Origin of the sequence: Streptomyces sp. NPDC088254, assembly GCF_044740925.1 — a bacterium.
Lineage (GTDB): Bacteria > Actinomycetota > Actinomycetes > Streptomycetales > Streptomycetaceae > Streptomyces.
On the sequence record NZ_JBIURQ010000002.1, the window covers coordinates 152335 to 165119 of the forward strand.

Sequence of the window (12785 nt, forward strand, 5' to 3'; positions counted from 1 at the left end):
TCCCGAAGCAAACGGGACAGTTCTATGGAGTCACAACGGATGCCTGGTGACACACAAGGCGAATTCGGACACGCCTCCGTCAAAAAAACCGGGGAACTTCCGGAACGATTCGGGGTCGCCGGACGTATTGATACGTAGCCCTGCTGCTGTGACAGTTGAGAGCAGCTTAGGCCAACGCCTATACGCGTGTCCGGCGAATGAGAACGTAGGCTGCCCTCATGCCAAAAAAGCGCTCGGGCGGTGGCCTGACGGCGACGCAGCAGGCCGCCAAGTTCCTCGGTGTCAGTGTGCTCTCGGGAGCCGTGCTGGCCGGCATCGCGCTGCCGGCGTTCGGCGCGCTGGGCCTGGCCGCCAAGGGGACCGTGGAGTCCTTCGACGAGCTCCCGGCCAACCTCAAGACGCCGCCGCTGAGCCAGCGCACCTCGATCCTCGACGCCCAGGGCAAGCCGATCGCCACGGTCTACTCCCGTGACCGCACGGTCGTCGACCTCGCGAACATCTCGCCGTACATGCAGAAGGCGATCGTCGCCATCGAGGACTCCCGCTTCTACGAGCACGGCGCAGTGGACCTCAAGGGCGTCCTGCGCGCGCTCAACAAGAACGCGCGCAGCGGAGAAGTGGCCCAGGGCGCGTCCACGCTCACCCAGCAGTACGTGAAGAACGTCTTCGTCGAGGAGGCCGGCGACGACCCGACGAAGGTCGCGCAGGCCATCCAGCAGACCATCGGCCGCAAGATCCGCGAGCTGAAGTACGCGATCCAGGTCGAGGAGGAGCTCGGCAAGAAGAAGATCCTCGAGAACTACCTGAACATCACGTTCTTCGGGCAGCAGGCCTACGGCGTGGAGGCCGCCTCCCAGCGGTACTTCTCCAAGCGCGCCAAGGACCTGACCCTCCCGGAGGCGGCACTGCTCGCCGGCATCGTCCAGTCGCCGAGCCGCTACGACCCGGTCAACGACGAGGCCGAGGCCACCAAGCGCCGCAACACCGTGCTGCAGCGCATGGCCGAGGTCGGCGACGTCTCGGCGGCCGACGCGGCCAAGGCCCAGAAGGCCCCGCTGGGCCTGAAGGTCACCAAGCCGAAGAACGGCTGCATCACGGCCGTCCAGGGCGCCAGCTTCTTCTGCAAGTACGTGGAGCGGGTCTTCCTCAGCGACCCGGTCTTCGGCAAGACCAAGGAGGAGCGGTCCAAGGTCTGGAACCAGGGCGGCCTGACCATCCGCACGACGCTCGACCCGCAGACCCAGAAGTCCGTCCAGGAGTCGCTGAAGAACCACGTCTACAAGACGGACAAGGTCGCCGCGGCCGTCACCATGGTGGAGCCCGGCACCGGCAAGATCCTCGGCATGGGCCAGTCGAAGCCGTACGGCTACGGCAAGAACGAGACCGAGTACAACTACTCGGTCAACAAGGCGATGGGCGGTTCGAACTTCGGCTTCCCGACGGGTTCGACGTTCAAGCCGTTCGTGGCCGCGGCCGCGCTGGAACAGGGCCGGCCCGTCAACCAGGCCTACCCCGCGCCGTACGAGATGCCCTACCCGGACACCGTCCAGACCTGCAGTGGCAGGCCCTGGGTCAACGACGGCAAGCCGAAGTACAAGCTGGAGAACGAGTCGGAGACCGAGGTCGGCCCGTTCGAGTTGAAGAAGGCGATGGAGCTCTCGGTCAACACCTACTTCGTGCAGATGCTCGCCGACATCGGCATGTGCCCGGTGGTGAAGATGACCAACGCCCTCGGTGTGGTCCAGGGCAACGGCGACAAGGTGCCCGAGGTGCCGTCGTCGATGACGCTCGGTTCGACCGGCCTCTCGCCGCTGACGATGGCGAGCGCGTACGCCGCGTTCGCCTCGCGCGGCATGTACTGCACGCCGATCGCCATCGAGTCCATCACCCAGACCGTGGGCGGCCAGAAGAAGTCGCTCGAGGTCCCGAAGTCGACCTGCTCGCGCGCGATGAGCGAGAAGACCGCGGACAGCATCAACACGCTGCTGAGCGGTGTGACGGACTCCGGCACGGGCCGTCAGGCAGGTCTCTCCGGCCGTGACAACGCCGGCAAGACGGGTACGACGGACGAGCGCAAGAACGCCTGGTTCGTCGGCTACACCCCGAACCTCTCGGGCGCCGTCTGGGTCGGCAGCGCCACCCAGAAGGTCAAGATGACCAACATCACCATCGGCGGCCGCTACCACTCCCAGGTCTACGGCGGTGACACCCCCGGCCCCATCTGGCGGGACGCCATGACCGGCGCGCTGGAGGGCAAGGAGGCCGGACAGTTCACCATGGTCGACATCCCGAACCCCGCCCCAGAGCGGAAGGGGGACGGCGACGGCCGCGGCAATGACGGGAACAAGGGGAACAACGGCGGTAACGGCAACGGGGGCTTCATCGGAGGCCTCTTCAACGGCGGCGCGTCGAACGGCGGTGCCGCGAACGGCGGCATCACCCTCCCGGACAACCTGTTCCAGGGACAGGACAACGGCGGGAGCCACGGACGCAACGGCTCCGGCGGACGCCGGTGAGGACACCGCCGCGCCCGACTGAGCGGGCGGGCGGCTTCTGAGCCGCGGACCTGCTCACGTGTGACGAACGGCCCCTGCTTCCCTTACGGGAGGCGGGGGCCGTCGGTTTGGGCGGGGCGGGCGGGGGCGGCGGGGGCGGGGGCGGGAGACCGGCCCCCTGTCGCCGCTCAGAGAGACGCCGTCAGCCGGCGAGAAGCTTCTTGACCGCGGCGGCGACGCGACCGCCCTCGGCCAGGCCGGCCACCTTCGGGTTCACGATCTTCATGACGGCGCCCATGGCGCGCGGACCCTCGGCCCCGGCGGCCTTCGCCTCCTGGACGGCCTGGGCCACGATGCCGTCCAGCTCCTCGTCGCTGAGCTGCTTGGGCAGGTACTCGGCGAGGACCTCGCCCTCCGCCTTCTCCCGCTCGGCCGACTCGGCGCGACCACCCTGCGCGAAGGCCTCGGCGGCCTCCCGCCGCTTCTTCGCCTCGCGGGTGATCACCTTCTGCACCTCGTCGTCGGAGAGCTCGCGCTTCTCCTTGCCCGCGACCTCCTCCTTGGTGATCGCGGCGAGCGTCAGCCGGAGCGTCGAGGAGCGGAGCTCGTCGCGCTCCTTGATCGCGGCGTTGAGGTCTTCCTGCAGCTTCGACTTGAGCGTGGTCATGGGTGAGATTGTCGCAGGTGCGCACGGCGCGGCGCCCGTACATTTAAGGGGTGGCGACTCAGGGGCACTTGGGGGACGACCGAGGGACGTCTCAGGGGGCCGCGAGGTCGGAACCACGTCCTCCGTCTGACACGATGGACGTATGCGCGCGCGATACGGAGTACCACTGTCCCTCGCGGCGGCAGGCGCCGCCGGTCTGGTGTACGCGGCGGGTTTCGAGGCCCGCTCCTTCCGCCTGCGGAGGGTGACGGTCCCCGTCCTGCCCGCCGGGATGCGCCCCCTGCGCGTGTTGCAGGTCTCCGACATCCACATGGTGAGCGGGCAGCGCAAGAAGCAGCGCTGGCTGCGTTCGCTGGCCGGCCTGCGCCCCGACTTCGTGATCAACACGGGCGACAACCTGTCCGACCCCGAGGGCGTCCCGGAGGTCCTGGACGCGCTCGGCCCACTGATGGAGCTCCCCGGCGCGTACGTCTTCGGCTCCAACGACTACTACGGCCCGAAGCTGCGCAACCCCGCCCGGTACCTGCTGGAGAAGGCCCAGGGCCGTCACGGCCTGAACGGCAACCCGCCCGCCGTCGACGTCGTGCACAACCCGTGGGAGGACCTGCGCGACGCTTTCGACGGCGCGGGCTGGCTGAACCTGACGAACACGCGCGGCACGCTGAAGACCGAGGGCGCGTCGGTGGGGCTGACGGGACTGGACGACCCGCACATCAAGCGGGACCGGTACGCGCGGGTGGCCGGCGGCCCGTCGAGCGGCGTGGACTTCTCGATGGGCGTGGTGCACGCCCCGTACCTGCGGACGCTGGACGCGTTCACGGCGGACGACTACCCGCTGATCCTCGCCGGCCACACTCACGGCGGCCAGCTGTGCATCCCCTTCTACGGCGCCCTCGTCACCAACTGCGACCTGGACACCGACCGCGTGAAGGGGCTGTCCACGCACACGGCGGAGGGCCGCACGTCGTACCTGCACGTCTCGGCCGGCTGCGGCACGAGCCGCTACACCCCGGTACGTTTCGCCTGCCCGCCGGAGGCGACGCTGCTGACGCTGATCGAAAAGGCGTAGCGGAGGCCCCGACCGGGACGCAGAGCGCCCCGCCCCCGCCTCGCCGGCAACGTCCCCGGCCCCCTGGGGCACCACCGCAAAACCGGATTTCGTCTCCGGCCACCAGTGGGCTAAAGTAAACGACGTCACCGCGACAGCAGTGACATCGGGGTGTAGCGCAGCTTGGCAGCGCGCTTCGTTCGGGACGAAGAGGTCGTGGGTTCAAATCCCGCCACCCCGACAGCTAAGTAGCAGATCAGAGGGCCCTTACCGAGTCGGTAAGGGCCCTCTGGCGTTGCTGCGTGTCTAACTGCGTGACTATCGATTCTTGAGTGCTTTGCTGCGTGCTTGCGGCCGCTGTTGCTCGGTGCCGAAGATGCCGTCCATGACCACGGCACCGGTCTGGATCACGGGCCGGATCTGCTTCCGGTAGACCTCTCCCGTCACGGCCGTACCGGAGTGCCCGCCGAGCCGGGAGATCTCTTCCAGCGGGACGCCCCGGTCTGAGAGCAGCGACACGAAGCTGTGCCGGAGCTCCCGCGGCGTCCACTCGTCTCCGTTGATCCCGTCGACGTCCTTGAGCGCCTGGCGGAAGGCGCGGCGGACGTCGGCAGCGTCGAGCGGCTTGCCTACGGCCGAGGAGAAGACGAGGCCGTGTTCCTCCCACTTGTCGTCAGCGGCGAGCCGATCCCAGCCCTGATCTTCGAATTGCTGCCAGAGGGCTTCGACGCAGCGCGCCGGCAGGGCGAGCGTGCGCCGGGACTTCCGGGTCTTGGTGTCTCCGGTGCGCCGCACCGAGCCGTCCAAGTCTCGGAAATCCTTCATCACTTGGAGAAGCAATTCCCGCACGTCAGACCCGAAGGTCGCGGCTTCCTCGAAGCTGCTGAACGTGTCCTCGTACGCGGCGACTTCCGCAGAGTCGTCCAGCACGCGCTCACCGCGGAAGGTCTCGACGACGACCGCCGTCCGGTCCACCAGCGCGGTCATCGACCTCCTCGCCGACCGCGCACCGGGCCTGCTGAAGGTCCTACGCGAGCAGGATCCGGACTTCGTCCTCCTGGACGGCACACTCGCCGAGTGCGACCGGGTCGGCGACGGACGGGCCGGCTGCTCCCACAAGCACCGCCGGCACGGGGTGAACGTGCAGGTAGTCACCGATCCGGACGGCCAGTTGCTGTGGCTCTCGCCCGCGCTGCCGGGCCGCTCCCACGACCTGACCGCCGCCCGCACCCACCGGATCATCCGCATCTGCGAGCGCCAGGGCGTCCCCATCCTGGCCGATCTCGCCTACCAGGGCGGTGGCCCCTGGCTGACCACAGGCATCAGACGCAGGCCCCTGCAGGAACCCACCCCTACCGAGAAGACCGTCAACCGGGCTCTGGCCACAGCACGGGCACCGGCCGAGCGCGGCGTGGCCTGCCTGAAGTCCTGGCGCATCTTCCGCAGGTCCCGCTGCAGCCCCAACCGCATGACGTCAATCGCCAAAGCCATTCTCACCCTGGAGCGGCAACGCTGAAGAAGCTCACTGATCGCTACGCTCGGACTCGTGAGCGAAGCCGCCCGACTTATAGCGAACCACCGAGTCCACGTCGTACCCGTTGTGCTGGCCCTGGCCAATCCACCATGGCAGCGGGACGTCTGGCTCCACCCGTCGGCGTTCGAAAACCTGGACCAGGTCTTCCACACACTCTTCGACGACTTCTGCGACGCCGACGAGCCAGAGCGGTACCTCGGCATCAGCCTCCGAAGTGACGAAGAGGTCGTCCTCATGCGAGAGCTAGGTGCCGCGCTCAACGCTGCGGCAGCCGAGGCGCCCAACGACACCGACGCGGAGCATCTCCAGTCATCTGCCTGGCCAGAGGTCGTGTCCGTCGCCGGGCGCCTCGCCCAAGTCATGGTCACGAACGACCTACGAGAACTTGCCACGCTGCTTGAGGACGCGGCCGTGCCAGACCCGTGCCAGATCGTGCGGGGAACCACGGGGAACAGCGGGGAGCAGGCCGACGGCGATTCAGGCTCCGACACGGCGTCGCCACAGGTCGGCTCGGCAACCTCTCGCGAACGCCCTTAGCTTCCCAAGCTGAGGTCCCACCGCCGTCGCGGCCCGTCAGTCCAACCAGACGAGCATCGCGCCGTCCGCCCTGGCAGCAGCCTCGAAGAACTGTGTGAGGCCGTCGTACCAGGTACGCCCCCACGCCAGCGAGCCGGGCTCACTCCATCCAAGCGGATACACCTCGGCACTGGTCAGTTCGGCAGGATCGACGGCACTGATGAGCTGGGCATAGCTGGTCGCCCGCAGAGCTTCGGCCGCGAGCCGGACCCGCTGAGGCCGCAGGTACCTCGGAGGCCCGTATCCCCAATCCTCGTCCTCGACGAACGGCTCCTCACCGTGGATCACGTTCACGGGGAACTCGGCGCGCGCCAGTAGGAAGCGGAGTAGGTCCCAGGACTTGTACGCGCTGAAATGACGCGCGTCGGCCGGCGCAGGCTCCGTCTCCTCTTCTGCGTCCTGGACCTCTTCGACGAAGTCCAGAGCCCAGTCGGGGTCTTGGATAGCTCGGTCCAGCTCAGCAGCCGTGACACGCAGGTACTCGCAAATCATGCTCATGGCCGGAGACTAGGGAAGGCCACTGACAACGGCCGTGGGACGGGCCGTCTCAGTTTCCGTCTCATTCAGTCGGGTTCACCGGCGTTCAGCCGAGACCCGGAGCGATCCCGGCTTGGTGGCGAGCCGCCAATGAAACGCAGGCCCTGGCGAAGGTCGCTGCCGGGTTCGGGATCAGCGAGTCCACCGCCCACGCCTACACCAGCGCGGTCATCGACCTCCTCGCCGACCGCGCACCGGGCCTGCTGAAGGTCCTACGCGAGCAGGATCCGGACTTCGTCCTCCTGGACGGCACACTCGCCGAGTGCGACCGGGTCGGCGACGGACGGGCCGGCTGCTCCCACAAGCACCGCCGGCACGGGGTGAACGTGCAGGTAGTCACCGATCCGGACGGCCAGTTGCTGTGGCTCTCGCCCGCGCTGCCGGGCCGCTCCCACGACCTGACCGCCGCCCGCACCCACCGGATCATCCGCATCTGCGAGCGCCAGGGCGTCCCCATCCTGGCCGATCTCGCCTACCAGGGCGGTGGCCCCTGGCTGACCACAGGCATCAGACGCAGGCCCCTGCAGGAACCCACCCCTACCGAGAAGACCGTCAACCGGGCTCTGGCCGCAGCACGGGCACCGGCCGAGCGCGGCGTGGCCTGCCTGAAGTCCTGGCGCATCTTCCGCAGGTCCCGCTGCAGCCCCAACCGCATGACGTCAATCGCCAAAGCCATTCTCACCCTGGAGCGGCAACGCTGAAGAAGCTCACTCCGCTCGGCGGGGTGCCCTCCCCATGTGGTCGAAGCTCAGTTCCGGGCGGATCTTCAAGACCGTCCACCACGGGTCGATGTCGCCCAGCGGCTCGCTGGCCGCGGCATCGCCGAGCTGTCTGCAGCCATCCGGGGCGATCCGTTCTAGTTCGGCGACATTCGACACCTAAAGACCGGAACCTCCGTATGTGTGTACTAGGATCCGCCGCTAGCATCACTCGATCGACCGTCGCTCACCCAATCGATAGGAGCCCGATGATCGGCGTGCTCGTGACTTTCATGCAGCCCGAAAAGTTCGATCGTTCAACTATCGCAAGGATTGCCGACGAACTCCGAGGACCGTTCGAAGGCATGGCCGGCCTTCGCTTCAAGAGCTTCACGCTCGACGAAGACGGCGTTCAGGCAAGGAACTTCTACGTGTGGGATGACGAGGAGAAGGCCCGTTCCTTCTTCACGAAAGAGATCGTCGACAAAGTGACGGGAATCTATGGCGTCCCGCCCAAAATCGAATACCTCGACATCGTGGGTTTCGTCGACAACTCTGGCACCTGATGCCCAACGAGGCTGTCGCCCATACCCTGCTGGCCCGGGCGTTTTGGACCATCGTGGGGGGCCACAGAACTTCCTGGTCAACAGACCGGAACGGGCCGGGGAGTTGACCATGTCGAACCCAGGGGCGGGCGGACCGTCTTTGAGTGTTTCGGTGTGGTCACCGTTGGGGTGACGGTGCCGAGGTCGCAACCCGCGAGGCACCCGTGCCGTCGAGAGAGGTGTTCGATGCCTCAACTCATTAGCTTAGGTGCCTCATTGGTCTCCTTTCCTGCCGCACTCGACCTGCCTCCCGCGCTGGTCGAGTGGGTCACCGTGCTCATCGTCACCGTCTCACACGGATGCCCCAGACCGAAGGGCAAAGCCGATCTGCCGGCGAGCGGCGGGGCTAGGATCCGCTGCGTGTCTAACTGCGTAACAACACCGGCGGACGCCCGTGAACGACTGTGGACCACCGGCGCAGGTGAGAACGACAGCAACCCAAGTCAGCGCCCCCGCCCAAGTTGCCTCGGGACGAAGAGGTCGTGGGTTCAAATCCCGCCACCCCGACGCTGACCAGAGGCCCATTCGCTTGACTGCGCCGGGCGTGGGCCTCTCGCTCTCACGTGATGCGGCGGAGCCAGTCCTCCACGCGCTCGCCCACCTCGCCGACCGTGGTGACGTCGCCGTGCCCCGGGCACACCACCGTCTCGGGGGGCAGGGTGACGAGGCGCTCACGGATCGACCGGACCATCGCCTGGAAGTCGGATTCCTCCGGCCCGATGGTTCCAGGGCCGCGCGAGAACAGCATGTCCCCGGTGAAGACGCGGCGCAGCGCCGGATCGTACAGACTTATGGATCCCGGCGTATGTCCCGGAGTGTGACGTACCGTCAGAGCGGTTCCGGCGACGTCGATCACCCGGCCGTCGACGAGTTCCTCGTCGGGGACACGGCTGGGAAAGCTGCGGCGCCACAGCTCCAGGTCGTCCGGGTGCAGCATGATCGGAGCGCCGGTGCGGTCCGACAGAGCCACCGCCGCGTCGACGTGTCCGTTGTGTGCGTGGGTGCACGCGATCGCCACCACGCGGCGGTCGCCGAGCGCCGTGGCGATGACGTCCGGCTCGTGTGCGGAGTCGACCACCATCGCCTGCTCGTCGTCACCGATGATCCACACGTTGTTCTCCATCGGCGTGGTGTCGGCGTCCGGTCCGGCCACGACACCGGTCGTCACCACGCACTCGACCCGCGCGGTCACGACATCACCGCCGGGAGCGCCGGGCTGCGGGCAGTCACCCGCGCTCTGGGGTCCTTCGCCTGCCGTTCCATGGAACAGCCCCTTTCCGGATGAGCCCCTCTACTCCAGGGGACCCCGCCGGGCATGCGGCAGCAACCGGCAGGTGTTCCCTTACCGGGGCGTATGCGCTGAACTGCAGGAACTACCGTGCCGAGATCGATTGTCAGCGACTGTCGACACTGGCTCAGCTCGGACGCACCGGAGTCGGCCTTGCGGGCCGTGGCCCCCAGTGGGGCCGGTCGCCGGCACGCACAAGTGCCACACATGATGTGCCGAGCACGCTGGTTGGCAACTGAGCACCACAGTTGGCCACTTCGGCGCTCAGCGGGCGAACGGCATCCGTTCAGTCGAGGACCGCAGTGGCTTCGATCTCGACCAGATGGTCGGGAACGTCCAGTGCCGCAACGCCCAGCAGCGTGGCCGGCGGGACCGGGGTGGTGTCCAGCTTTGCGGCCGCCCGGGAGATCCCCTCGAGCAGCGGCGGCATCTTGTCGGGGGTCCAGTCGACGACGTAGAAGGTCAGTTTCGCCACGTCGTCGAAGGAACCGCCGGCCTCGGCCAACGCGGTGCCGATGTTGAGGTAGCACTGCTCGACCTGCGCGGCGAGGTCGCCTTCGCCGACCGTGATCCCCTCGGCGTCCCAGGCGACCTGCCCGGCGATGAAGACCAGCTTCGACCCAGTTGCGATCGACACCTGCCGGTAGACATCGATCTTGGGCAATCCACTCGGGTTCACCAGGTTGACGGCCATGCTGCCTGCCTCCTCGTCCTGAGCGCCCGTGGGCTCGTGTCCGCCCAGCGATGGCGCCTTCGGTCTCTTGTGGTTACTCAGGAACCGTAGGAGAGTGAGCGCTGACGTGGAAGAACGCACTTTCCAGTGACTGGGGAACCCGATGGTGACCAAACAGCTCAAGGGCCCATCCGAGGAGGAAGCAGACCTCAGGCGCGCGGACTCATTGGCGCGAGAGATCTTCTCCGACGTTGCCAACAAGTGGGCATTCCTGATCATCGAGACTCTCGGCGAACGCACTCTGCGCTTCAGCGAACTGCGGAACGAGATCGAGGGCATCAGCCACAAGATGCTCACCCAGAACCTGCGCATGCTGGAGCGCAACGGCCTGGTCGAGAGAAACGTGCACCCCACCGTCCCGCCGCGTGTCGAATACACCCTCACCGAGCCGGGCCAGGGCCTACGCGCAACCGTCGACGGAATGTGCGACTGGACGCACCGGTACGTCGGGCACATCGAGGCCGCCCGCCGCCGCTTCGACGCCTGACAGCTGATCAGGGTCTACGTCTGGAGTATCAGACAAGGGTGGCCCCGGACACCGGATCCATGCCGTCCGCGGCCTTGCTGGACGCCTTCGGCATGGTGGCCCCGACGGCGGTGTACACCGCCGTCGGGGCCCATGTGCCCTCTGCCCGCCCAGCAGTTCGCAGCCCTGGCCGAACGGACCGCAGCCCGCCTTGGCCGCTGCCGCGGGCGGGGAGCTGTCGCGGCGCTGTGCGTGCTGTACGCGGGCTCTGCCCGGCCCTGCGCTAGAAGGTCAGGTTCCAGGCGTCGATCTTGCCTGTGTCGGAGGCGGCGTTGTCGTTGACGCGCAGCTTCCAGGTGCCGTTCGCGACCTCCGAGGAGGCGTTCACGGTGTAGGTCTGGGCGATGTTGTCGGCGCTGCCCCCGGCGTGGTTGTGCAGCGTGTAGACGGTGCCGTCCGGCGCCACCAGGTCGACTTTCAGGTCACCGATGTAGGTGTGCTTGATGTCCACACCCACCTTGAGGGTGGCCGGGGCGTTGCCGGTCACACCGGTCACGGCGATCGGGCTCTCCACGGTCGCGTTGTCGTTGACGGCGAAGTCCGCGAGATTCTCGAAGTACTTGCCGGGCGGCGGGGCGGTCCCGACGGCCTTGAGGGCGTCGACCTGACCTTCGCCGAAGAACGAGTTGTTGGCCGTCGTGCCCGTGCAGCGGCTGTCCGAGGGGCAGGCGATGTCGTTGGCCTGCCCGGCCAGCTTGGCGCGGAGCTGCGCCGGGGTGATGCCCGGGTTGGCGCTGGCGAGGAGTGCCGCGACGCCGACCACGTGCGGGGTGGCCATCGAGGTGCCGCTCTTGCTGCCGTAGCCGCCGCCGGGGACGGTGGAGTACACATTGCTGCCCGGCGCCGCGACGTCGATGACGCCCTGACCGAAGTTGGAGAACGAGGCCTTGGTGACGCCCGTGCCGTTGGCCGCGACCGTGACCACGCCCGGCAGCTCGGTCGGGATGTCGAGGCAGGCGTTGGTGATGGTTCGGGTGACCGGCGTCGAGTCGTTCGGGCTCGCGGAGTCGGTCGTCTTGTGGGCGAGGTCGTAGTTCTCGTTGCCCGCGGCGGCGATCTGGAGGGAGCCCTTGCTCTCGGCGTACTCCTGGGCGCGCTTGACGCCCTCGATGATGGCGGCCTGGTCGATGTTGTCCGGGCAGTTGAACTGCCACGGGTCCGTGTAATAGCTGTTGTTGGTGACCTTGAAGCCGTGGTCACCGGCCCAGACGAAGCCGCAGACGGTGTTCTCGGCGAAGAAGAAGGAGTTGCCCGGCTCGGCGACCCGGACCGCGGCGATCTTCACCCCGGGGGCCACGCCGACGACGCCCTTGCCGTTCTTGGCCGCGGCGACGGTGCCCGCCACGTGGGTGCCGTGCGTGTCGACGTCCCGCCACGCGCCGGTACGGGTGTCGGGCTTGCCGTAGGCGCAGGAGACCGAGTCGGCCGCGTCGAAGTTGGGCGCCAGGTCCTGGTGCTGGTCGTCCACACCGGTGTCCAGAATGCCGACCGTGACGGAGGAGGAGCCCGGGTTCACGGCCCAGGCCTGATCGGCCTTGATCTGGCTCATGTCGGCCCGGACCGGTTCTCCGGCCGGGGTCGAGGACTGGGCCGGATTGGCCGGGAGCGCCGGGTTGTAGGCGTCGGCCGGGACGTCCGAGGTACGCGTGGCGCCGACCTGTTGCACGCCGGCGACGCCGCGCATGGTGGCGGCGAAGGTGCTGGACGCCGAGTGGGCGACGATCACGCCGATGGCGTCGAAGTTCGAGAAGACGGTGCCGCCGTTGGCCGTGATCGCCGAGCGGACGGCCGAACTGTCACCGGGGGCGGTGATCACGAGGTAGGCACGCGTCCCGGCCACCCAGGTCGCACTCTGGGATGCCGGCACGGCGGCAGGAGCGTGGGCCTTGGCGGCCGGCGCGGTGGAGGGGACGACGGGGAGCGTGCCCGCGAGGGCTCCCGGGGCGCCGAACGCGAGGGCGGCACCGAGCGTGGCCGCCAGCACCAGTGTGCGTCTGGGGCGGCTGGACATGTGGGGTATCAATGCGTCCTCCGGAGACGGCCCGGCCGTGCTGAGGGCACCGGCCTGGCCGTACGAA

11 protein-coding genes, 1 tRNA gene and 3 pseudogenes are annotated in these 12785 nt (G+C 67.9%); 8 read left to right on the forward strand and 7 right to left on the reverse strand.

Annotated features, from left to right (window positions below; all coding sequences use genetic code 11):
- The first annotated feature begins 218 nt into the window (after positions 1 to 218).
- On the forward strand, positions 219 to 2516 hold the full coding sequence (locus tag ACIOC0_RS07555) for a transglycosylase domain-containing protein (protein WP_402153472.1): 2298 nt from the start codon (positions 219 to 221) through the stop codon (positions 2514 to 2516).
- Between the two features lie 181 nt (positions 2517 to 2697).
- Here ACIOC0_RS07555 and ACIOC0_RS07560 read toward each other — a convergent pair whose 3' ends face one another.
- The gene (locus ACIOC0_RS07560; protein WP_130438556.1) at positions 2698 to 3162 is read right to left on the reverse strand and encodes a GatB/YqeY domain-containing protein; all 465 of its coding nucleotides are present in this window, start codon (positions 3160 to 3162) and stop codon (positions 2698 to 2700) included.
- A gap of 142 nt (positions 3163 to 3304) precedes the next feature.
- Between ACIOC0_RS07560 and ACIOC0_RS07565 the strand changes: the two genes are divergently transcribed.
- Entirely contained in the window at positions 3305 to 4231 is a 927-nt protein-coding gene (locus tag ACIOC0_RS07565; protein ID WP_402153474.1) for a metallophosphoesterase, read from the forward strand.
- A 146-nt stretch (positions 4232 to 4377) separates the two neighbouring features.
- Positions 4378 to 4451, forward strand: a tRNA-Pro gene (locus ACIOC0_RS07570).
- Positions 4452 to 4528: 77 nt separating this feature from the next.
- Here the strand turns inward: ACIOC0_RS07570 and ACIOC0_RS07575 are convergent.
- A pseudogene (locus tag ACIOC0_RS07575) lies at positions 4529 to 5008 on the reverse strand (tyrosine-type recombinase/integrase); the annotation flags it as partial.
- Positions 5009 to 5168: 160 nt separating this feature from the next.
- Between ACIOC0_RS07575 and ACIOC0_RS07580 the strand changes: the two are divergent.
- Positions 5169 to 5726 (forward strand): annotated as a pseudogene (locus ACIOC0_RS07580) (transposase family protein); the annotation flags it as partial.
- 30 nt (positions 5727 to 5756) lie between these two features.
- Positions 5757 to 6281, forward strand: coding sequence for a hypothetical protein (locus tag ACIOC0_RS07585; RefSeq protein ID WP_402153476.1), 525 nt, complete (start codon positions 5757 to 5759; stop codon positions 6279 to 6281).
- A 36-nt stretch (positions 6282 to 6317) separates the two neighbouring features.
- On the opposite strand, the gene ACIOC0_RS07590 is transcribed toward ACIOC0_RS07585, so the two are convergent.
- Complete coding sequence (locus ACIOC0_RS07590; RefSeq protein WP_402153478.1) at positions 6318 to 6818, reverse strand: YfbM family protein; 501 nt, start codon at positions 6816 to 6818, stop codon at positions 6318 to 6320.
- 131 nt (positions 6819 to 6949) lie between these two features.
- On the opposite strand from ACIOC0_RS07590, the pseudogene ACIOC0_RS07595 reads away from it, so the two are divergent.
- Positions 6950 to 7558: pseudogene (locus ACIOC0_RS07595) on the forward strand (transposase family protein); the annotation flags it as partial.
- Between the two features lie 6 nt (positions 7559 to 7564).
- Here ACIOC0_RS07595 and ACIOC0_RS07600 read toward each other — a convergent pair.
- Positions 7565 to 7735: a hypothetical protein gene (locus ACIOC0_RS07600; protein WP_402153480.1), complete on the reverse strand. Its 171-nt coding sequence runs from the start codon at positions 7733 to 7735 to the stop codon at positions 7565 to 7567.
- Positions 7736 to 7824: 89 nt separating this feature from the next.
- Between ACIOC0_RS07600 and ACIOC0_RS07605 the strand changes: the two genes are divergently transcribed.
- On the forward strand, positions 7825 to 8121 hold the full coding sequence (locus ACIOC0_RS07605; RefSeq protein WP_402153481.1) for a hypothetical protein: 297 nt from the start codon (positions 7825 to 7827) through the stop codon (positions 8119 to 8121).
- Positions 8122 to 8719: 598 nt separating this feature from the next.
- On the opposite strand, the gene ACIOC0_RS07610 is transcribed toward ACIOC0_RS07605, so the two are convergent.
- Together ACIOC0_RS07610 and ACIOC0_RS07615 are read right to left on the reverse strand one after the other, a co-directional pair.
- Positions 8720 to 9352, reverse strand: coding sequence for an MBL fold metallo-hydrolase (locus ACIOC0_RS07610; RefSeq protein WP_402153483.1), 633 nt, complete (start codon positions 9350 to 9352; stop codon positions 8720 to 8722).
- Positions 9353 to 9734: 382 nt separating this feature from the next.
- Entirely contained in the window at positions 9735 to 10142 is a 408-nt protein-coding gene (locus tag ACIOC0_RS07615; RefSeq protein ID WP_402153485.1) for a RidA family protein, read from the reverse strand.
- 142 nt (positions 10143 to 10284) lie between these two features.
- Here ACIOC0_RS07615 and ACIOC0_RS07620 point away from each other — a divergent pair, with 142 nt between their 5' ends.
- Positions 10285 to 10668, forward strand: coding sequence for a winged helix-turn-helix transcriptional regulator (locus ACIOC0_RS07620; RefSeq protein ID WP_402153487.1), 384 nt, complete (start codon positions 10285 to 10287; stop codon positions 10666 to 10668).
- A 262-nt stretch (positions 10669 to 10930) separates the two neighbouring features.
- On the opposite strand, the gene ACIOC0_RS07625 is transcribed toward ACIOC0_RS07620, so the two are convergent.
- Positions 10931 to 12691: a S8 family peptidase gene (locus ACIOC0_RS07625; RefSeq protein ID WP_402154349.1), complete on the reverse strand. Its 1761-nt coding sequence runs from the start codon at positions 12689 to 12691 to the stop codon at positions 10931 to 10933.
- Between the last annotated feature and the right edge of the window lie 94 nt (positions 12692 to 12785).